Raw genomic sequence first — 20000 nt, forward strand, 5'->3', positions numbered from 1 at the left:
CCGGCCGAGCCGGTCACCGCCACGCCCGGCGCGCGGACGGTCAGCGCCCGAGCATCCCGTCGAGCAGTTCCCGCAGGCCGGCGCGCACCGCGTCGAGGCTCGGGGCCTGCGCCGTGAAGGACCCGGCCACGCACGAGAACAGCAGCCCGTCCAGCCAGGCCAGCAGCGACAGGGCGTGCCGGGCCGGGTCGGTGGAGCCCATGGCGGTGACGAGGCCGGTGAGCTGGTCGCGGAAGCGGGCTCCGGCCGCGTCGAAGTGCCGGCGCAGTTCGGGCCGACGGGTGGCCTCCAGGGCCAGTTCGTAGCGCGCCAGCGTCAGGTCGCGGTTGCGGGTCAGAGAGCGGTGGGCCGCCAGGGCCAGGCCGTCCGCCACCGCGTCGGGCCCGGCCTCGGGGTCGGGCGTCTCGTGCCGAGCGAGCACCCGCGCCTCCCGGTCGGCGAGACGTCGCACCGCGAGTTCCAGGAGCGCCAGGCGGGTCCGCGCCAGGTTCGAGGTCGAGCCCTGGGGCAGCCCCGCCGCCTCGTCCACCGCCCGGTGCGTCAGCCCGCGCATGCCGCGCTCGGCGAGCAGGGCGAGGGCGGTGTCGGCGACGAGGTCGGCGCGGGAGGCGCCCGTGGCGCGTACGGACATGGGGTCAACCTACCGGCGGCACTACGCCCGTAGTAAGGTCGCCGCATCGCTCACTACAGGCGTAGTGTCATCCGTGGGCATGAGGAGGAGCCATGGCACAGTCGTCGCACGCCGTCGTCATCGGAGGCGGGATCGGGGGCCTGACCGCGGCGGTCGCCCTGCACCGCGGCGGCCGACGGGTCACCGTCCTGGAACGGGCCGGCTCGCTGGAGCCGGTCGGGGCGGGGATCTCGCTGTCGCCCAACGCCCTGCGCGCCCTGGACGTCATCGGACTCGGGGACGAGATCCGGGGCCTCGCCGCCTGGCAGGGCGACGGAGGGCTGCGCACCCCGAGCGGGCGCTGGCTGATGCGCTCCGACGGGGCCGCGGTCGCCGAGCGCCTGGGCGGCCCGATCGTCCTGCTGCACCGCGCCACCCTGATCGACAGACTGGCGGACCGGCTCCCGCCCGGCACCGTCCGCACGGGGACGCCCGCGGTCCTCGCCGACCCCGGTGACGCCGGCCGCCCGGCCCGCGTCACCACCCCCGACGGGGACATGGAGGCCGACCTGGTGGTCGCCGCCGACGGCATCCACTCCGCCGTACGCCGTGCGCTGTTCCCGGCCCATCCCGGGGTCGTGTACAGCGGATTCACCACCTGGCGGCTCACGTTCCCGCTGCCGGGGGCGGAGGTGGCGCCCCACGAGACGTGGGGCCGGGGCCGCCTGTGGGGGACGCAGCCGATGAAGGACGGCACGGTGTACGCGTACGCCGCGGCCCTGGCCGGCGCCGGAGAACGCGCGCCGGACGGCGACGAGAGGGCCGAACTGGTGCGCCGGTTCGGAGACTGGCACGATCCGATCCCGGCGGTCCTCGCCGCGGCCCGTGCCGAGGACGTCCTGCGGCACGACGTCCACCACATCGCCGAGCCGCTGCCCGCCTACCACGCCGGCCGGGTCGCGCTGCTCGGCGACGCCGCGCACGCCATGCCGCCCCTGCTCGGCCAGGGCGGCAACCAGGCCGTCGAGGACGCGATCGTGCTGGCGCACGCCGTCCGCCGGCCTCGCTCGGACGAAGGGACCCCCACCGCCGACGGTCTCGCCGCCTACACGGCGGCCCGGCTGCCCCGCACCATGGCGATCGTCCGCAGGGCCGTCGGCACGGCACGGCTGGACCTGATGCGCAGCCGCCCCGGCATCGTCGTGCGCGACGCACTGATCTCCGGGGTGTCCCGGGTCGCCCCCACGCTCCTCCTGCGCGGATTCGACGACATCGTCGGCTGGCGGCCCCCGGGCCGGCCGTATGCTTCCGGTGAGGCACCCGTCGCCAACCCCTAGGAGAGGTCCTGTGAAGGTCGGCTGCATCGGACTCGGCGACATAGCGCTGAAGGCGTATCTGCCGGTGCTCGCGCTGCAGCCGGGGCTCGAACTGCACCTCCAGACGCGGACCCCCGCGACGCTCCACCGTGTCGCCGACGGCCTGCGTCTTCCCCCGGAGCAGCGGCACGCCGACCTGGACGCGCTGCTGGCCCAGGACCTCGACGCGGCGTTCGTGCACGCGCCCACCGCCGCCCACCCGGAGATCGTCGCCCGGCTCCTGGAGGCCGGTGTGCCGACGTACGTCGACAAGCCCCTCGCCTACCGGTTCGCCGACTCCGAACGGCTGGTGCGGCTCGCCGAGGAGCGCGGCGTCGGCCTGGCGGTCGGCTTCAACCGGCGCTACGCACCCGGGTACGTGCAGTGCGCCGACCATCCGCGCGAGCTCATCCTGATGCAGAAGAACCGCGTCGGACTGCCCGAGGAGCCGCGCACGATGATCCTCGACGACTTCATCCATGTCGTGGACACGCTGCGGTTCCTGGTGCCGGGACCCGTCGACGACGTGACGGTGCGGGCCCGCACGGAGCGCGGGCTGCTGCACCACGTGGTGCTCCAGCTGGCAGGCGACGGATTCACCGCGCTCGGCGTGATGAACCGGCTGAGCGGTTCGACGGAGGAGATCCTGGAGGTCTCCGGGCAGGACACCAAGCGGCAGGTGCTGAACCTGGCGGAGATCGTCGACCACAAGGGCCAGCCGACCGTGCGGCGGCGCGGGGACTGGGTGCCGGTGGCCCGGCAGCGCGGCATCGAGCAGGCCACGCTCGCCTTCCTCGACGCGGTCCGGGCCGGCAAGGTGCTCAGCGCCCGTGACGCACTGGCGACCCATGAACTGTGCGAGCGGGTGGTGGCTGCGGTGCGGGAGCGCGCCGTCGGCCGCTGAGCACCCGGAGGCCGTCCGCCGCGCACAGCAGGGCGAGGATCCCCAGGGACGCGTACACCGGCCAGTCGCCGTAGCGGACGTACGGAGTGACGCCGTCGGCGAGCGGGACGTCGTACACCGCCGACGTGCTCGCGTCCGTGCCGAGCCAGGAGCCGACGCGCTCGCCGCCGGGACCGTAGACGGCGGAGACACCGGTCAGCGTGGCGTGCACCATCGGGCGGCCGGTCTCGGCGGCGCGCAGCGCGGCCAGTGAGGCGTGCTGCGCGGGTGCCCAGCTCTGCTGGAACGTCGAGGTGGACGACTGGGCGATCAGCACCCCCGCGCCGTCGTCCGCGAGACGGCGGCTCATGTCCGGGAACGCGGACTCGAAGCAGATCATCGGGCCGACCCGCAGCCCGTGCCCCACGTCCATCACCACCTGCTCGGTACCGCGCCTGCGGTCCTCGGCGGCCGCCCTGCCGACCGAGGTGGCCCAGCCGAGCACGGATCGCGCCGGTATGTACTCGCCGAACGGGACGAGCCGCATCTTGTCGTACCGCTGGCCGGTGAGGCCGTCCGGGCCGACGAGCACGGAACTCTTGTAGATGCCCGGGCGGTCGGAGCGGCGGGCGTCCACGTCGACCAGGATGTCGGCCTTCACCAGCCGGGACAGCGCCGCGATACGGCCGGCGAGATCAGGACGCCGCGCGAGGTCGAAGCCGACGCTGCTCTCCCCCCAGACGACCAGGTCCACGTGCTGCCCCGCGAGCCCGCGGGTCAGCTGCTCCTCGCGGGCGAACCGCTTGTCGCCGCTCTCCGTACCGTCGATGATCCCGGGCTGGACGACCGCGATCCGCACCCGCCCGTCGGGGACGGGGCGCGGCGCCCAGACCCAGGCCGCCGACCCTGCGACGGCCGCCGCGACGAGTCCGGCCACGGCGGGGACGCGCGAGCGGCGCAGCGACACGAGCACGGCCACGGCGACATTGACGACCACGACGAGGAAGCTCAGCAGCCACACTCCGCCGACCGACGCGAGCCGCAGCGCGGGCCGCACCTGCCACTGGCTCGACCCGAGCAGCCCCCAGGGGCCGCCGAGCCCCTGCCAGGAGCGGACGAGCTCGACCATCAGCCAGCCCGACGGCAGCACGAGGAGGGCGGCGCCGATCCGGACCGGGGAGGGGATCCCGCCGAGGAAACGCCGCACCAGCCAGCCCCATGGGGCCCACAGCGCGCCGAGCAGCGCCGCTATGACGAACGTGAACACGTTCAGGTTCGGTATCAGCCAGTGGTGCACGGCCGTCATGAAGCCGAAGCCGCCCAGCCAGCCGTCGTACGCGGCCCGCCCGCCGGTCGGGGCGGAGCGGGCGAGCAGGATCCACGGGACCAGCGCCACGTACGCGAACCACCACCACGAGGGTGCGGGAAAGGCGAGCATCGGCAGCGCACCCGCCAGCACGGCGGCGGCACCGCGCCGCCACCGGGAGGCGAGCCAGTCGCCGGACATCGTCATGCGGCGTCTCCTCCCCGGTGCGTGCTTCTAGTGTGCGCGCCGCGGACGATCTCCGACAGAGGGGCTGGTGATCGAACCGGGTACGCTCAGCCGGCCGCCTCCTGCCCGCGCGGGGCACGGCGCCATTTCTCCCGTACCACGACCTCGCGCAGCCGCCAGCCCTCCTCCGTGCGCAGGAACGCGAACGCGTACCGGCCGCCGCAGACGAAGTCGGGCTCGGACGGGCCGTCGTCCGCTCCCGCGAACCGCATCGGATTGACGTAGTCGGCCTGGACCCGGGCCGTGTCGCCCACGTCCTGCTCCAGCACGCCGAACCGGACGCGCCGGTTGACGATCAGGTGCTGGCGCATCGGGAACAACCGCATCGTCCGGGCGAGCCACGCGGCGATCTGTCCGGCGTCCCCCTCGATCCCGCCGGCCGAGCGGTAGTCGGCCCGGCCGTCGGCCGTGAACAGCCGCCGGTAGGCCTCCCAGTCGCCGTCGTCCACGGCCACGGCGTACTCGGTGACGAGTCCGTCGACGGCCAGCCTGTCCAACACGGTCGCGAGCTCCACACGCTGCGTCATCGGCTCAGTGTTGGGGACGGGGCGGACGCAGCCAAGAGGGCGTGCGGGCACTTTCGGAGGTCGTGCCGGCCGGCCGGGGACGACGGCATCGCCGCGCGGCCGGAGCGGGGCCGCCTCACCCGGCGGCGGGCGCCGGGACGAGGCCGTCGGCGACCAGACCCGCGAGGACCGCCTCACCCAGTGCGTGCACGGCGGACTGCGGCCGGACCATCACGGTGAACTCCTTGATCCGGCCGTCGTCGTCCACGTGCAGCAGGTCGATGCCGTGGATGTCCCTGCCGCCCACGGTCGCCCGGAAGAGCAGGACCGTCGAAGGGGACTCGGTGCCGTCGGCGCCGGTCTCGCCCGTGCCCGCGTACTGCCCGATGTAGCGGAAGTCGTCGAAGGTGCGCAGCAGGACCCCGAAGAGCCCCAGCACCATCGGCCTGCCCTCGAAGGGCTGGAACTTCACGGGGCTGTAGAAGCGGACGTCCTCGGTGAACAGGTCCTCCAGGGCGGTGATGTCGCGGGCGTCGACGGCGGCGCGGAAGCGCTCGGCTGCGTTCACTGCTTCTCCTCACACTCATGAATGTGACTAGTCATATTCTTGAGTACCATGGTCGAGGTGCCCGTGGACAGCGGCAGGAGGGAAGCGGTCCGATGCCATTGCGCCACGCCGTGCTCGCGGCGCTGCTGAACGAGGAACTGAGCGGGTACCAGCTCGCGAAGGCGTTCGACCTGGGAGTGGCGAACTTCTGGTACGCGCAGCCGCAGCAGTTGTACGCCGAGCTGACCCGGCTCGAACGGGCCGGGCTGATCACGGGCCGCGACGTGGTCCAGGAGACCCGGCCCACCAAGCGCCTGTTCAAGGTCACCGACGCCGGCCTGGCCGAGCTGGAACACTTCTCGGCCGCGGCCGCCAAGCCCTCCTTCGTCCGTGACGACCTGCTGGTCAAGGTCCAGGCCGCCGACCATGTCGACACGGCGACGCTGATCGCGCAACTGACCGAGCGGGCCGCCTTCGCCCGGGCCAAGATCGAGGTGTTCGGCAAGCTGCTGCACACCATGCGGGGCGACCGCACCGAGGAGGAGTTCCTGCGCCACGGCGCCCGCATCGGTCCCTATCTGACGTGTCTGCGCGGTCTCGCCTTCGAGCAGGGCAACCACGACTGGTGCGAGCGCACCGTCACCGTCCTGCGGGCGAGGCGGGCCGTCGGCGACCGGCACCGATCGGCGCCGACCGGTACCACCGGCCGCGGCAGCGGCTGACGGGAATTCCAGTGGAAGGGGCACGTATGAAGCGTCCGGTCACGGTGGTGACGGGCGGCGGCCGCGGTATCGGAGCCGCGACGTGTGTGCGGCTCGCGGCGGACGGGCACGATGTGGCGCTCGGGTACGTGCGGGACGGCGAGGCCGCGGAGCGCACCGCCGCCGCCGTGCGGGCGGCGGGCGCCCGGTGTGTCACGGTGCGGGTGGACACCTCCGAGGAGGCCGACGTCGACCGGCTCTTCGTGACGGCCGCCGACGCGCTCGGACCGGTGACCGGCCTCGTCAACAACGCCGGGGTGACAGGTCCGCTGGGACGCCTGGCGGACGCGGACCCGGCCGATCTGCGCCGGGTCGTGGAGGTCAACCTGCTGGGCACGCTGCTGTGTTCACGCCGCGCCGCCAGGGAGATGTCGGCGCGGGGCGGCGGCGTGATCGTCAATGTGTCGTCGGCGGCGGCGACGCTGGGCAGCCCCGGCGAGTACGTGCACTACGCGGCGACCAAGGCCGCGGTCGACGCCCTGACGCTGGGCCTGTCCAAGGAACTCGGCCCGGAGGGCATCCGCGTCAACGCGGTGGCACCCGGAGTGATCGACACCGACATCCACCGGGAGATGGGGGATCCGGGCCGTCCCGAGCGCGTGGCCGGTACGACTCCGCTGCGCCGTGCCGGCCGGGCCGAGGAGATCGCCGCGGCGATCGCCTGGCTGATGTCGCCCGAGTCGTCGTACACCACCGGAGCCGTGCTGCGCGTGGCCGGCGGACGGTGAGCCCCCGCGCCGTGGACCGATCGTCGAACGGCGGCCGGTGAGGATGCGGTCAGGCCGCCGTGATGACCTCGTCGCGAATCGCGGCCGCCCATTCCACGACCAACAGCTCGTACTCCGCGCGCTCCTGGGCGGACAGGGAACCGCCCGCGCGCAACCACAGGGCCCGGATCCGCTCGTTTAAGTCGTCGGCGGACCGTGCGGAACCAGGGCTCAGGGAATCGGGGGACATGCGGACAAGCCTAGGGGCAAGGACTGACAGTGCGCTACCGCGCGGCTACAGGGGCCGTATGTGGTTGGTCACGATCGTCCGGGCGGGCGGATGCCGGGCGTTCGCGGGTCGCGCACGCCGCGCCGTGATCAGCCCGCCGACTCGGCCGCGTGCGGGCTGAGGACACCCGAGGCGACCAGCGCGACGATGGCGATGCCGAGTGCGATCCGGTACCAGACGAACGGCATGAAGCTCTTGCTCGAGATGAACTTCATGAACCACGCGATCACCGCGTAGCCCGACCCGAACGCGATGACCGTCGCGAAGAGCGTGGGCCCCCAGCTCACCTGCCCGGTCTCCGCGGCGTCCTTGAGTTCGAACACGCCCGAGGCCAGCACGGCCGGAACGGCGAGCAGGAAGGAGTAGCGGGCGGCGGCCTCGCGCCGGTACCCGAGGAAGAGGCCCCCGCTGATGGTGGCGCCGGAGCGGGAGACGCCGGGTATCAGGGCCATGGCCTGGCACAGGCCGTAGACCAGGCCGTCCTTGACGCCGAGATCCTGAAGCGTCTTGCGCTGCTGGGGTACCCGGTGCCGGCCGCCCGTCTCGTCGCGGGCCGCGAGGCGGTCCGCGACGGCGAGGATCACGCCCAGCACGATGAGCGTCGTCGCCGTGATCCGCAGGTCCCGGAACGGCCCCTCGATCTGGTCCTTGAGGGTCACGCCGAGCACGCCGATGGGTATGGAGCCGATGATCACCAGCCAGCCCGTCCGCGCGTCGCGGTCCTGGCGCATGGTGCGGTCGAAGAGCGAACGGAACCACGCGGAGAGGATGTTCGCGATGTCCTTGCGGAAGTAGATCAGCACGGCGGACTCCGTGCCGATCTGGGTGATCGCGGTGAAGGCCGCCCCGGGGTCCTCCCAGCCCGCGAAGGCCGCGGTCAGCCGCAGATGCGCGCTGGAGGAGACGGGGAGGAACTCGGTCAGCCCCTGGACGAGTCCGAGGACGAGGGATGCGAGCCAAGACATGGAGTGTGGTGGTCCAAGCGCTGATCGTGGAGGCAACGACGGCGGCACCGGGCCGCGGGCGTGCCGTGGCGGGGCCGGTGATCAAGTGTGCTGGGGGGCAGCGTAGCGCCCCGCCATGACGGTTCCATCACCGGGGCTTTACCGGCACTTGGGGTGCCGGGTGGTGCCTCCCGGCACCCCGCCACGCGGACACGGGCGGCGGCGGGGCCTATGCGGCGGCCGGTCCGGACACCGTCCATCCCGCCGCCTGCGGGTGTGCCGTCAGGTCCTCGTGGCGCACCTCTCCGCCGCAGGCCGAGCAGGTGACGAGCGGGACCAGCTCGTTGCCGCAGACGTGCTCGATCACCATGGGGCGATCGCCGTCCTTGTGGAGGTGGCGGTCCCCCCACGCCATGAGCGTCATCAGCACCGACTCCAGTTCCAGACCGGCCGTCGTGGGCCGGTACTCGAAGCGCTGCGGACGCTCGCTGTAGAGCCTCTTCGTCAGGAGACCGGCGTCCACCAGGCGCTTCAGCCGCGTGGCGAGGATGTCGCGCGGGGCGCCGATGTTGCGGACGAGCTGGTCGAAGCGGCCGTTGCCGAGACACGCCTCGCGCAGGACGAGCAGGGAGTACTTCTCGCCGACCAGGGCCAGGGTGTCGGCGATGGAGCAGGGGCGCGGGTCTTTGGGGGCGGCCATGAGGTCAGTCTAGGGGAGGGTTTGATTTTCCAACTCAAAGAGTTATGGTGAGTCCGGATTTCCTACTCACTGGTAACCGCTGCACCGGCACCCGCCGGACAAGGAGGCCCGCACCATGCGCGACGCCGTGATCGTCGAAGCCGTACGCACCCCGGTGGGCAAGGGCAAGCCGAACGGCGCCCTCGCCCACGTCCACCCCGTGGAACTCCTGGCCCACACCCTGCGCGCCCTCGTCGAGCGCTCCGGCATCGACCCGGCGCTCATCGACGACGTCATCGGCGGCACCGTCGACCAGGTCGGCGAGCAGGCCATGAACACCACCCGGTACGCCGTCCTGTCCGCCGGCTTCCCGGAGACCGTGCCCGCGACGACCGTCGACCGCCAGTGCGGCTCCTCCCAGCAGGCCGTGCACTTCGCCGCCCAGGGCGTGCTCTCGGGCGCCTACGACATCGTCGTGGCCTGCGGCGTGGAGTCCATGAGCCGCGTACCGATGTGGTCGAACGTGCCTCCCGGCGCCGACCCCTTCGGACCCGGCGTCGCCGAGCGCTACCCGGAGGGCCTGGTGCCGCAGGGCATCAGCGCCGAGCTGATCGCCGCGAAGTGGTCGATCACCCGGGAACAGATGGACGCCTTCGCCGTGTCCTCGCACCGCAAGGCGGCGGCGGCCTGGGACGGCGGCCTGTTCGACGCGGAGACCGCCCCGCTGGAGGGCCTCACGCGCGACGAGTGCATCCGCCCCGCCAGCACCACCGAGGTGCTGGCCAGCCTCAGGCCCGCGTACCACGACCCCGCCTTCGCGGAGCGGTTCCCGCAGATCGAGTGGAACGTCACCGCAGGCAACGCGAGCCCGGTCAACGACGGTGCGTCCGCCGTGCTGATCACCTCGAGCGAGACCGCGGCACGCCTCGGCCTGCGGCCGCTCGCCCGGCTGCACAGCTTCGCGGTGACCGGCTCCGACCCCGTGCTGATGCTCACCGGTGTCGTCCCCGCCACCGAGAAGGTGCTCCGCCGGGCGGGGCTGGCGCTCGGCGACATCGACCTCTTCGAGGTCAACGAGGCATTCTCCAGCGTCGTCCTGGCCTGGCAGCAGGAGACGGGCGCGGACCCCGCCAAGGTCAACGTCCACGGTGGCGCCATCGCCGTCGGCCACCCGCTGGGCGCGAGCGGCACACGTCTGACGACCACCCTGGTGCACGCGCTGCGCACGCGCGGAGCGCGGTACGGCCTGCAGACGATGTGCGAGGCGGGCGGGCTCGCCAACGCGATGATCGTCGAGGCGGTCTGACCGCTCAGCGGCCGCGCAGGTGGTGGCGCCCCCGCCAGGCCACCACCGCGCCGGCCAGCGCCGGCACCGCGATGAGGGCCAGCGCGATCAGGAAGGCGGGCGAGGTCGGCCTCGAGGCCCGGGCGCCGGCCACGACGTACGCGGCGGTGTTCGGGACGGAGCCGAGCGCCGTCGCGAGCAGGAACGCCGCCCAGCGCATGCGGGAGACGGCGGCACAGTAGTTGGCGGCCCAGAACGGCACCCCGGGGAACAGCCGCGCCGCCAACATCGAGCGGAAGCCGTGCCGGCTGAGCTGCCCGTCGGCGGCCCTCAGCCAGCGCCCCCGCAGCAGGGGCCGCAGCGCGCCCTGCCCCAGCACCCGGCCCAGACCGAAGGCGATCCCGGCCCCCAGCACCGTGCCCCCGAGCGCCGCGCCCGTGCCCAGCTGAGAGCCGAACAGGGCGCCCGCCGCCAGATTCAGCAACGGACGCGGCACGAACGCCACCGTGCACAACCCGTACGCCGCCGCGAACGCCATGGCCGCCAGGGCGCCGCCCAGTTGTGGCGGCCAGCCGTTCGCCAGCAGCTTCTGCGGCTCGAACAGCAGCACGCACGACGCGGCCGCGGCGAGCAGGGCCACGAGCAGCGACAGCCGCGACCAGGGCGAGAGCAGCACTCTCGTGCAGCGGGCCGCGAAACCGGGCGGCACGGCGACGGCCGAGGCGGTCGCGGCGCCGAGTTCCGCTGCCGCGGCCCGGGGAGAGGCCGTGGCGGTGCCCCCAGAGCGGGTGGTGGCATCGAGCATTCGGTGACAGTAACCGACCGAGGTGTCGGACCGCCGTGGGGTTCGTCTCAGCGGTGTCACAGGTGCCGCGGCCGCCCGGCGGCGGCCCGCCGCCCGCCCCGAAAACCATTCGACGCCGACGACGCCGGCGAGGATGATCGACGGCATGTTCCGGTACGCCTTCCTCCTCGCAGCATCCGCCGTCGCGGATGCCCCGAAGGCTGCCGTCCCGCTTCTCCTGGCCGCCGTCGACGGCGCCCGAAGCTGACCCTCCCCGGATCGTCCGGCGGACCCCGCAGGGGGAGGGTCGGCACGTCCCTCGGGGTCCCGTCCCGGCCGGATCTCCCGTTGCCGGGGCCTCACGCAGCACCACCGAAGAGACTTCGAGGTACCGCCATGTCCAAGACGGCATACGTGCGCACCAAACCGCACCTGAACATCGGCACGATGGGGCACGTCGACCACGGCAAGACCACCCTGACCGCCGCGATCACCAAGGTCCTCGCCGAGCGCGGCACCGGCACCTTCGTGCCGTTCGACCGGATCGACCGGGCCCCGGAGGAGGCCGCCCGCGGCATCACCATCAACATCGCGCACGTCGAGTACGAGACCGACACCCGGCACTACGCGCACGTGGACATGCCGGGCCACGCGGACTACGTGAAGAACATGGTCACCGGGGCCGCGCAGCTCGACGGGGCCGTCCTCGTCGTCTCCGCGCTCGACGGGATCATGCCGCAGACCGCCGAACACGTCCTGCTCGCCCGGCAGGTGGGCGTCGACCACATCGTCGTCGCCCTGAACAAGGCCGACGCGGGTGACGAGGAGCTCATCGACCTCGTCGAGCTCGAGGTCCGGGAACTGCTCACCTCCCAGGGCTACCCGGGCGACTCCGTGCCCGTGGTCCGCGTCTCCGGGCTCAAGGCCCTGGAGGGCGACCCGCGGTGGACCGCGGCGATCGACGCGCTGCTCGACGCGGTGGACACCTATGTGCCCATCCCCGAGCGGTACGTGGACGCGCCGTTCCTGCTGCCGGTGGAGAACGTGCTCACGATCACCGGCCGCGGCACGGTGGTCACGGGCGCCGTCGAGCGCGGCACGGTCCGGGTCGGCGACCGGGTCGAGGTGCTCGGCGCCGGACTGGAGACGGTGGTGACCGGACTGGAGACCTTCGGCAAGCCCATGGAGGACGCGCAGGCCGGGGACAACGTGGCGCTGCTGCTGCGCGGGGTGCCCCGCGACGCGGTCCGCCGTGGGCACATCGTCGCCGCGCCCGGCAGCGTCGCCCCGAGCCGCCGCTTCTCGGCGCGGGTGTACGTCCTGTCGGCGCGGGAGGGCGGCCGTACGACCCCGGTGTCGACGGGCTACCGGCCGCAGTTCTACATCCGCACCGCGGACGTGGTCGGCGACATCGACCTCGGCGGGACGGCGGTCGCCCGGCCCGGCGACACGGTCACCATGACGGTGGAGCTGGGCCGCGAGGTCCCGCTGGAGCCGGGCCTCGGCTTCGCGATCCGCGAGGGCGGCCGGACGGTCGGCGCGGGCACGGTGACGGCCGTGGGCTGAGCCGGGACGCTCCGACGGCGGCCGGCGCCCCGGGGAGCGGCGCGGGGCGGGGGGGGGGGCCCCCCCCCCCCGCGCCCCCCCCCCCCCCCCCCCCCCCCCCCCCCCCCCCGCCCCCCCCCCCCCCCCCCCCCCCCCCCCCCCCCCCCCCCCCCCCCCCCCCCCCTACGTGGCGGGGGGGCCCCGCGGCGGGGGGGGGGGGGGGGGGGCGGGGGGGGGGGGGGGCGGGGGGGGGCGGGGGGGGGGGGGGGGGGGGGGGGGGGGGGGCCCCCCGGGGGGGGGGGCCCCCCCCCGCCGCCCGTCACGGCCGGTGGCCCGGGACGCCACGGCCCCGGCGTACGGAGGGTCCCCCGCCCGGCACAATGGAGCCGTGAGCGAGCCCATACCCGTGACGCGTGCCGTGGACCACGGGACCGCCAAGCTGATGCCCGACGTGGACCGTGCGAGCGCCTGGCTGCTGACGGTCGACGGGGCCCCGCAGTCGTACGTCGACCTGGACGCGCCCGAGCACCTGGAGTTCGAGTACGCGCAACGGCTCGGCCATGTCCTGGAGACGGCCGCCGAGCCGGGGCGGCCCCTCGACGTGGTGCACCTCGGCGGCGGCGCGCTCACCCTGCCCCGCTACGTCGCCGCGACCCGGCCGGGCTCACGGCAGGACGTGGTCGAGGCCGACCGGGGCCTGCTGGACCTCGTCGTGGAACACCTGCCCCTGCCCGCCGACGCCGGCATCACCCTGCATTCCGCAGACGCCCGCGCCTGGCTCGGGGCCGCACCCGCAGACTCCGCCGACGTGCTGATCGCGGACGTCTTCGGCGGTTCCCGCGTCCCCGCCCATCTGACGACGGTGGCGTACGTCCGTGCCGCCGAGCGGGTGCTGCGCCCGGACGGCGTCTATGCGGCGAACCTCGCCGACGCCGCGCCGTTCGCCTTCCTCCGTTCCCAACTGGCCACGTTCGCCGTGGTGTTCGAGGAGCTGGCGCTGATCGCCGAGCCGGGCGTGCTGCGCGGCCGCCGTTTCGGCAACGTCGTGCTGGCCGCTTCCCACCGGCCCCTCGACATCGCCCTCCTCGCCCGTCGCGCCGCCGCGGACGCGTTCCCGGCCCGTGTCGAACACGGCGCGGAGCTCCGGGAGTTCACGGGTGCCGCCGAGCCCGTTCAGGACGCGGACGCCGTCCCGTCGCCCGAACCGCCCGACGGGGCCTTCACCATCGGCTGAACCGGGGGGCCGAGAGGTCGACGCGCTGTGCCGCCGCGCCACGGCCGTCATGGTGACGGCCGTGGCGCGCCCGCTGTGCCGGGTCGTGCGGCTCAGGAGGCCGTGGGGTCGCCGTGGAGGCGCACGGTGCTGAGGATCTTCATGATCGTCGCGTCCGGGAGTTCGTCCTTCACGCCGGTGGCGCCGTAGAGGTTCCATGCGACGAAGTCGCCCGCGGAGTTCTTGAATCCGAACGTGACGGCCTTGCCGTCGGAGGCGCACTTGCCCTTCTGCGGCGTGTTCTTGGACCGGGCCCAGGCGATGCTGCCCTGGATGCCGGACGCCGTCGTGTACGGCTTCGCCTTCTTGTCGAAGGTCAGGCTCTTCTTGTCGGGCTGTGTGTAGCCGCCGTACACCCACCAGGCCACCTGGTTCACGGCGACCTCATCGGTGTTCTTGGCCCCGCTCGCACCCTTGGTTCCCGCCGCGGCCAGCGCCGTGTCGTCGGTGCGCCCGTCCTTGTCGTCGTCGGACGTGCACCAGGTCTCCTTGAGGAAGGCCGGTGCGGACATGGTGATGAGGGGCTTGTCCCCGGCCTTGCCCTTGTCGTCCTCGAAGCCGATCAACAGGCCGGGCGACTTCACCACCCAGTCCGCCGGCACGTCGAAGGCCGTGCCCCACTTGGGGTTGATGACGACCTTCCAGCCGGGGACGGTCGGCTTCTCGGTCTCACCGCTGCGCGGGTTGTCGGACGCGGACGCGGACGCCGACGCGCTCTGCGAGGGAGAGGACGACACCTTGGCGTCCTTGCTGCTGCCGTCGGCGCTGTCGTCCTTGTCGCCGCCCAGGACGAGGAAGCCGGTGACCCCGGCGGCCACGACCACGGCCGTGGCCGCCACGATCGCCACGAGCTTGGTGCGGTTCCCGCCGCCCCCGTCGCCGGGCTGCTGAGGCGACCCCGCGGGAGTGGGCGCGCCCCACTGCGGCTGCCCCTGCTGCTGATAGGGATTCGGCTGCTGATAACCCGGCTGCTGGTACGGGTTCGGCTGCTGGTACCCCGGCTGCTGGTAAGGGTTCTGGTTCTGCGGGTTCTGCTCGCCCCCGGGCGGCTGCTGTCCTGGCCACATGGGCCATAACCCTAGTCCCGCTCATGACACGGTTGGGTCACCGCTCTTCGTCAGACGCGTACCGGAAAAGGGCGTTCGGGACCCCACGGGTGAAGGAGCACGTCATCGCCGTGCCGTCCGCTGCGCACTTTTTCGATTTCTCCACACCTGCGGACGTGCGGCGCCCGGACTGTCCCAAGGGTGGTCACTGTTGCTACTCGCAGGTAACATACGGCTCATGACAGTTGACAGTGCCGCGGTGGGTGACATGCTGGCCGCTGCCGTCCCGATGGTGCGCACCCTCAAGCTGGAGTTCGTCGAGGTGACCCCGGAGCGCGCCGTGCTGCGGCTCCCGGACCAGCCGGACTATCACAATCACCTTGGCGGGCCCCATGCGGGCGCCATGTTCACCCTGGCCGAATCCGCCAGCGGCGCCATCGTCCTCACGGCCTTCGGCGATCAGCTCTCCCGGGCGGTGCCGCTCGCGGTCCGGGCCGACATCGACTACAAGAGGCTGGCCATGGGCCCGGTGACGGCCACGGCAACCCTGGGCCGCCCGGCGGCCGACGTCGTCGCGGAACTCGACGAGGGCAGGCGACCGGAGTTTCCCGTCACTGTCGCCATTCGACGCGAGGACGGTGCCGTCACGGGCGAGATGAGAGTGGTGTGGACCCTGCGGCTGGACGGTTGAGGGGCCGGAAGGACCCCCTGAGCCCCATCCTCTTCGGGACGGCGGTTCAGCCGCGTGATTCGGAGCCGGGCAGCGCCTGCTTGGCCCGGGCCAGGGCCAGGGCGGACAGGGTGAAGCCGTCCTCGATGCGTCCCGCCCCCACCCATGACCACACGTCCTGGACCGGGAGCCAGCACACCTCTCGTACCTCGCGCATGTCCTCGGGCCGGGCGAACCGCTCGGGAAGGATCGCCAGGAAGACCGCGACTCGCGCGGAGAACAGGCCGGAGTCCGGCGTCATCGTGCCCAGCAGCCGGAACTCGCCGCCGGTGGCACCGATCTCCTCCCGGAGCTCTGCCCGTGCCGTCTCCTCCGCATCCGCGCCGTGGGAGAACCCGCGCGGCAGTGCCCACTGGTCCGCGCCCAGCGCATAGCGGTAGGTGCGCACGAGCCCGACGGCGCTCTCACAGACGGGCAGCACCACGCTTCCCAGCCCGGGCCTGGCAGGCTCGATGCGCACGTGGCGGCCGCGCCTCCCGTCCGGGAACCGCACCTCGTCGTCGAAGAGCCTGACGAACGGGTTGGCGTAGGCGAGGATCTCCCGGACGCGCTCGACGAGCCCCGGTGCGGCCTCCGTGTTCGATGTCATCGCACACCCCCGTGTCGACCCGTCCGGCCCGATCATGGCCGCGTCAGGCACCGAGCGTACGTGTTCGGACCCGGCTCATCGACCCGCGGGGTGCCGTAGCCCCGCGGAGACTCACGGAGCCGGGTCGGCAGCCGGGGTGCGCGCCGTACCAGGGGTGTGGGTGCAGCGTGACCGCCCCGCCGCCTCCTGCTCCGCCGCCGTCACCGCGGGCGGGCGCGACCTGCGCCATCTGCCCGTCTCCGCGGGCCCCTCGCGGGCCGGGCCGGCGGGGGACGCGGTGGGGGAGGGGCGGGTGGGGGGCGCGGTGGTGCGCGCCGCGTGTCCGGCGGCTCCGACGACGGCGAGCACGGCCGTGGCCGTCACTCCGGCGGCCAGGACGCGCAGCGACTTCGACGAGATGCGCCTGTGCATGGTGGTCCTTTCCGAGGGGTGCGCCGCGGCACCCGGTCCGCCCTTCTGTCGGGGCGCCGGATGCCGCGGCGGCGGTCGGAGGGGGCCCTGCCGTCAGTGCCGTCCCGCACCGACCAGCGAGCGGACCTCGAACTCCTCGTAGTCGTCGGCCTCCTGCCGCGAACCCGTGACACTGCCCACCCAGCCCAGCAGGAAGCCCGCCGGGATCGAGACGATGCCCGGGTTCTGCAGCGGGAACCAGGCGAAGTCCGCGTCGGGGTAGATGGAGGAGGGCGCGGAGGAGAACACGGGGGAGAACACCACGAGGAGCACGGAGACGATCAGGCCGCCGTAGAGGCTGAGCAGTGCGCCCCGTGCGGTGAAGCGGCTCCAGAACAGCGTGTACACGAGGGCGGGCACGATGGCCGACGCGGCGATGGCGAAGGCGAGGAACGCCAGGCTCGCCGCGCTGATCTCCCACGGCAGCAGGGCGAGCAGCATGCCCAGCACACCGATGAGGACGGCGGCCATCCGCGCCACACCCAACTCCTGGGCCTCGGTGGCCTGGCCCTTGCGGAGGACCTCGCCGTAGAGGTCGTGGGCGAGCGAGGTGGCCGCGGCCAGGGTGAGCCCGGCCGCGACGGCGAGCAGCGTCACGAAGGCCAGGGAGGAGAGCAGCGCGGTGAGCACGCCGCCGCCGATGGACTGCGCGAGCAGCAGGATCGCCACGTCGCCCTTGGAGTCGACCTGGGTGATGCCGTCCCGGCCCACGACCGCGGTGGCGCCGATGCCCACGATGCCCGCCGCCAGGCAGACGAAGCCGATGAGGCCCATGCCCCAGACGACCGAGGTGCGCAGGGTACGGCTGGTGCGGGGGGCGAGCAGACGCATCACCACGTGCGGGAGTCCGGCGAGACCGAGGACGATGGCCAGTTCGAGGCTGAGGAAGTCGAGCTTGCTGGTCATGCCGCCGCCGTAGCGCAGCCCGGACTCCAGGAAGCGCTGGCCGGCGCCGCTGTTGCGGGCGGCGGTGGACAGCAGCGCGTCGAGGTTCCAGTGGAAGCGGGCCAGCACGATGACCGCGGTGATCGCGATGCCCGCCAGCAGCATCACGGCCTTGATGATCTGGATGAAGGTCGCGCCGGGCATGCCGCCGAGCGCGGCGTACACCACGACGATGCCGCCGATGACGAGCACGCACAGGGTGCGGGTGGTCTGGCTGGGCTCACCGACGAACTGCGACAGCAGGGCGACGCTGCCGCTGAACTGGGCGACCAGGTACAGGGTGGTGAGGACCAGGGTGCAGACGGACAGGGCGATGCGCACGGGCCGCTGGAAGCGGGGCATGCGCAGGGCCATCGTGTCGCCGATCGTGAACCGTCCGGTGTTGTGCAGCGGCTCGGCGATGAGCAGCAGCACCATGATCCAGGCGACCGTGGTCCCGCTCAGGTAGAGGAGGCCGTCGTAGCCGGTGAGGGCGACGAGGCCCGTGCTGCCGAGGAGGGTCGCCGCCGACAGGTAGTCGCCGCACATCGCCAGGCCGTTGCGCAGCGGCGACATGTTCCGGTTCCCGAGGTAGAACTCGCTGATCTCGTCGCGCTGCGGAGCCATCAGCAGCGCGGTGAACAGCGTGACCACGACGACGGTCACGAAGAGGATGAAGGTCAGTTGCAGGCTGAACCGGTTGATGGCGCCTGCGGAGATCGTCACCACGAGCGGGACCGTCCCTCCTGCGGGGTGGTGGGCCGGCCGGGCTCGGCGCGGTCCAGATCGGCGCGCAGTCGGCGCGCCACCGGGTCGATCTGCCGGCGCATGTGCGCGGTGTAGCGCCACACCGTCACCGCCATGATGGCGAACTGAGCGAAGCCGATCGTGAGGCCGAGGGTGATGTGGCCGGCCAGCCGGAAGTTCATGAGGGGGGAGACGAAGTGCGACAGCAGCACGTACAGCAGAAAACCACCCACGACGACGGTCGCCGCCGTGGTCCCGAAGGAACGGAAGGCCCCGCGTATCGACTGGAATTCGGGGTGCCCGTGCAGGGACGCCTGCCGCGTGGAATCGCCGCCCGGGGGCGGTGGAGACCAGTTGGCGTGTTGCGGTGGATAGCCACTCATTGACGCACCTTCTTTGCTGCGTTGTACCGCGCTCCGGGCGTCGGGCCATGGGCCGGTCGGCTTTGGAGCACACGGAAAACCGAGCCGTCGTCGGGTCAACCCGCAGAAAGGCTCAAGGAGAACTTCTGGGTGCCGAAGCCGGGCTTGTATGCGGACTCTGTGGGGGGTTCGTGACGCCCCCGGCCTGCAAATTTGATAGGTCGGGGCAGCCCTGCCGGAGGGGTGTCGACGGGGCCGGATGCGGAGTATGGCAGTGGTGACCTTGAGCAATCAACTGCCTGCGGGAGGTGTGTATGTGAGCACTCTCATAGCGGATTTTCCTAGATCATTCTGAACCTCTCGCGCCGGCCGCCGGCGTGCCGTGACCGCTTCACGGATGGCTTCGGACCTTGTCGGCCGCTTTGCCTTTCTCGTTCACTTCGTTGAGGGGGGAGCGCCGGCGGCCGTGGTTTTGCAGCCCGCCCCGGGCCGCCTTTCGGCCTGGCGTGTGCTCCGCATCGGTGCCGTGTTCAACGATCGAACGCGGCGCATCGGGCGGTCGGCCGCTCTCTCCGCCGGGCCGGGCGTCGAGGGCGGCACCCCCGGGCGTTCCGGCCTCGTCCGGCGCACGTCCCGGCCTCGTCGTGAACGCCCGTGCGACCGGCGGTCCCCGTCCCGCCGCACCGACCGGGTAGGCTGCCCGACGGGTGCACGGGGACAGCGCACACCGGGCCGTCGAGCACGGCGCGGGCCACGCACGGCGAACGGGAGGAAGCGGCGGTGCACGTCCAGGAATGGCTCGACACGGTTCCCGCAACCGCCGTCTACGCGCTGGTGGCCCTGGTGATCGGCCTGGAGAGCCTGGGGATCCCGCTCCCGGGCGAGATCGTCCTCGTGTCGGCCGCGCTGCTGTCCTCCCAGCACGGCGGCATCAACCCGGTGGTCCTGGGCGCCTGCGCGAGCGCCGGCGCCGTCATCGGCGACTCCATCGGCTACGCGATCGGCCGCAAGGGCGGACGCCCGCTGCTGGCCTGGCTCGGGAGGAAGTTCCCCAAGCACTTCAGCGAGGGCCATGTCGCCACCGCCGAGCGGTCCTTCGAGAAGTGGGGCATGTGGGCGGTCTTCTTCGGCCGGTTCGTCGCCCTGCTGCGGATCTTCGCGGGGCCGCTGGCCGGTGTGCTCCGGATGCCGTACTGGAAGTTCCTGACCGCCAACCTCCTGGGCGGCGTGATCTGGGCGGGCGGCACCACGGCGGTCATCTACTACGTCGGCGTGGTCGCCGAGTCCTGGCTGAAGCGGTTCTCGTGGCTGGGACTGGTGGCGGCCGTGCTGGTCGGGCTCGCCTCGATGCTGGTCGTCAGGCGCAAGGCCAAGAAGGCGGCGGCCGAGCGGGCCGACGCCGAGCCGGAACCCGTCACGGCCGCAGAGTGAC

General features: G+C 72.8%; 22 protein-coding genes. 9 read left to right on the forward strand and 13 right to left on the reverse strand.

The features are described 5' to 3' along the window. Nucleotides 1-40 precede the first annotated feature (40 nt). Nucleotides 41-631: a TetR/AcrR family transcriptional regulator gene (locus ACFYMU_RS25120; RefSeq protein ID WP_388377239.1), complete on the reverse strand. Its 591-nt coding sequence runs from the start codon at nucleotides 629-631 to the stop codon at nucleotides 41-43. Between the two features lie 92 nt (nucleotides 632-723). Between ACFYMU_RS25120 and ACFYMU_RS25125 the strand changes: the two genes are divergently transcribed. Continuing rightward, entirely contained in the window at nucleotides 724-1947 is a 1224-nt protein-coding gene (locus tag ACFYMU_RS25125) for an FAD-dependent monooxygenase (protein WP_388377242.1), read from the forward strand. A gap of 10 nt (nucleotides 1948-1957) precedes the next feature. Beyond that, complete coding sequence (locus tag ACFYMU_RS25130) at nucleotides 1958-2869, forward strand: Gfo/Idh/MocA family protein (protein ID WP_388377245.1); 912 nt, start codon at nucleotides 1958-1960, stop codon at nucleotides 2867-2869. Here the strand turns inward: ACFYMU_RS25130 and lnt are convergent. The 3 genes from lnt to ACFYMU_RS25145 all read right to left on the reverse strand — a co-directional run bounded on the left by lnt (nucleotide 2787) and on the right by ACFYMU_RS25145 (nucleotide 5474). After that, a complete protein-coding gene (lnt, locus tag ACFYMU_RS25135; protein WP_388377248.1) occupies nucleotides 2787-4361 on the reverse strand; it encodes an apolipoprotein N-acyltransferase in 1575 nt (524 codons plus the stop codon). The two genes, ACFYMU_RS25130 and lnt, sit on opposite strands and share 83 nt — an antisense overlap. Before the next feature lie 86 nt (nucleotides 4362-4447). Then, nucleotides 4448-4927, reverse strand: coding sequence for a nuclear transport factor 2 family protein (locus ACFYMU_RS25140; protein WP_388377251.1), 480 nt, complete (start codon nucleotides 4925-4927; stop codon nucleotides 4448-4450). Nucleotides 4928-5042: 115 nt separating this feature from the next. Further along, a complete protein-coding gene (locus ACFYMU_RS25145) occupies nucleotides 5043-5474 on the reverse strand; it encodes a nuclear transport factor 2 family protein (protein ID WP_388377253.1) in 432 nt (143 codons plus the stop codon). Between the two features lie 92 nt (nucleotides 5475-5566). On the opposite strand from ACFYMU_RS25145, the gene ACFYMU_RS25150 reads away from it, so the two are divergent. Then, nucleotides 5567-6175, forward strand: coding sequence for a PadR family transcriptional regulator (locus ACFYMU_RS25150; protein ID WP_388377256.1), 609 nt, complete (start codon nucleotides 5567-5569; stop codon nucleotides 6173-6175). A gap of 26 nt (nucleotides 6176-6201) precedes the next feature. Beyond that, a complete protein-coding gene (locus ACFYMU_RS25155; protein WP_388377259.1) occupies nucleotides 6202-6942 on the forward strand; it encodes an SDR family oxidoreductase in 741 nt (246 codons plus the stop codon). Between the two features lie 49 nt (nucleotides 6943-6991). Here the strand turns inward: ACFYMU_RS25155 and ACFYMU_RS25160 are convergent, their stop codons facing one another. The 3 genes from ACFYMU_RS25160 to ACFYMU_RS25170 form a co-directional block, all read right to left on the reverse strand. Continuing rightward, nucleotides 6992-7171: a hypothetical protein gene (locus tag ACFYMU_RS25160; RefSeq protein WP_388377262.1), complete on the reverse strand. Its 180-nt coding sequence runs from the start codon at nucleotides 7169-7171 to the stop codon at nucleotides 6992-6994. Nucleotides 7172-7299: 128 nt separating this feature from the next. Continuing rightward, nucleotides 7300-8175: an undecaprenyl-diphosphate phosphatase gene (locus ACFYMU_RS25165; RefSeq protein ID WP_388377263.1), complete on the reverse strand. Its 876-nt coding sequence runs from the start codon at nucleotides 8173-8175 to the stop codon at nucleotides 7300-7302. Between the two features lie 208 nt (nucleotides 8176-8383). Continuing rightward, on the reverse strand, nucleotides 8384-8854 hold the full coding sequence (locus ACFYMU_RS25170; RefSeq protein ID WP_388377265.1) for a winged helix-turn-helix transcriptional regulator: 471 nt from the start codon (nucleotides 8852-8854) through the stop codon (nucleotides 8384-8386). Between the two features lie 115 nt (nucleotides 8855-8969). Here ACFYMU_RS25170 and ACFYMU_RS25175 point away from each other — a divergent pair, with 115 nt between their 5' ends. Next, nucleotides 8970-10139 (forward strand): thiolase family protein, encoded by a 1170-nt coding sequence (locus tag ACFYMU_RS25175; RefSeq protein ID WP_388377267.1) that lies wholly within the window; start codon nucleotides 8970-8972, stop codon nucleotides 10137-10139. A gap of 4 nt (nucleotides 10140-10143) precedes the next feature. On the opposite strand, the gene ACFYMU_RS25180 is transcribed toward ACFYMU_RS25175, so the two are convergent. After that, nucleotides 10144-10923 carry a TVP38/TMEM64 family protein gene (locus tag ACFYMU_RS25180; RefSeq protein WP_388377269.1) on the reverse strand — a complete coding sequence of 260 codons (780 nt, stop codon included), beginning with the start codon at nucleotides 10921-10923 and terminating at the stop codon, nucleotides 10144-10146. Between the two features lie 375 nt (nucleotides 10924-11298). Here ACFYMU_RS25180 and tuf point away from each other — a divergent pair, with 375 nt between their 5' ends. Next, on the forward strand, nucleotides 11299-12468 hold the full coding sequence (gene tuf, locus ACFYMU_RS25185) for an elongation factor Tu (RefSeq protein WP_388377272.1): 1170 nt from the start codon (nucleotides 11299-11301) through the stop codon (nucleotides 12466-12468). Between the two features lie 367 nt (nucleotides 12469-12835). Next, on the forward strand, nucleotides 12836-13681 hold the full coding sequence (locus ACFYMU_RS25190) for a spermidine synthase (RefSeq protein ID WP_388377275.1): 846 nt from the start codon (nucleotides 12836-12838) through the stop codon (nucleotides 13679-13681). A gap of 92 nt (nucleotides 13682-13773) precedes the next feature. Here the strand turns inward: ACFYMU_RS25190 and ACFYMU_RS25195 are convergent, their stop codons facing one another. Further along, complete coding sequence (locus ACFYMU_RS25195) at nucleotides 13774-14787, reverse strand: hypothetical protein (protein ID WP_388377278.1); 1014 nt, start codon at nucleotides 14785-14787, stop codon at nucleotides 13774-13776. A 217-nt stretch (nucleotides 14788-15004) separates the two neighbouring features. On the opposite strand from ACFYMU_RS25195, the gene ACFYMU_RS25200 reads away from it, so the two are divergent. Beyond that, nucleotides 15005-15457: a DUF4442 domain-containing protein gene (locus ACFYMU_RS25200; RefSeq protein WP_388377280.1), complete on the forward strand. Its 453-nt coding sequence runs from the start codon at nucleotides 15005-15007 to the stop codon at nucleotides 15455-15457. 46 nt (nucleotides 15458-15503) lie between these two features. Here the strand turns inward: ACFYMU_RS25200 and ACFYMU_RS25205 are convergent, their stop codons facing one another. From ACFYMU_RS25205 to ACFYMU_RS25220, 4 genes are all read right to left on the reverse strand, one after another. Beyond that, on the reverse strand, nucleotides 15504-16085 hold the full coding sequence (locus ACFYMU_RS25205) for an NUDIX hydrolase (RefSeq protein ID WP_388377282.1): 582 nt from the start codon (nucleotides 16083-16085) through the stop codon (nucleotides 15504-15506). Between the two features lie 111 nt (nucleotides 16086-16196). Then, nucleotides 16197-16496 (reverse strand): hypothetical protein, encoded by a 300-nt coding sequence (locus ACFYMU_RS25210; RefSeq protein ID WP_388377284.1) that lies wholly within the window; start codon nucleotides 16494-16496, stop codon nucleotides 16197-16199. Nucleotides 16497-16589: 93 nt separating this feature from the next. Next, nucleotides 16590-18188 carry a cation acetate symporter gene (locus ACFYMU_RS25215; protein ID WP_388377287.1) on the reverse strand — a complete coding sequence of 533 codons (1599 nt, stop codon included), beginning with the start codon at nucleotides 18186-18188 and terminating at the stop codon, nucleotides 16590-16592. Beyond that, nucleotides 18182-18589: a DUF485 domain-containing protein gene (locus tag ACFYMU_RS25220; RefSeq protein ID WP_388377289.1), complete on the reverse strand. Its 408-nt coding sequence runs from the start codon at nucleotides 18587-18589 to the stop codon at nucleotides 18182-18184. The genes ACFYMU_RS25215 and ACFYMU_RS25220 overlap by 7 nt, the downstream gene beginning before the upstream one ends. A 759-nt stretch (nucleotides 18590-19348) precedes the next feature. On the opposite strand from ACFYMU_RS25220, the gene ACFYMU_RS25225 reads away from it, so the two are divergent. Further along, entirely contained in the window at nucleotides 19349-19999 is a 651-nt protein-coding gene (locus ACFYMU_RS25225) for a DedA family protein (RefSeq protein ID WP_388377291.1), read from the forward strand. The last annotated feature ends 1 nt before the right edge of the window (nucleotide 20000 follow it).

The organism is Streptomyces sp. NPDC007264 (genome assembly GCF_042869095.1).
Taxonomy (GTDB): domain Bacteria; phylum Actinomycetota; class Actinomycetes; order Streptomycetales; family Streptomycetaceae; genus Streptomyces.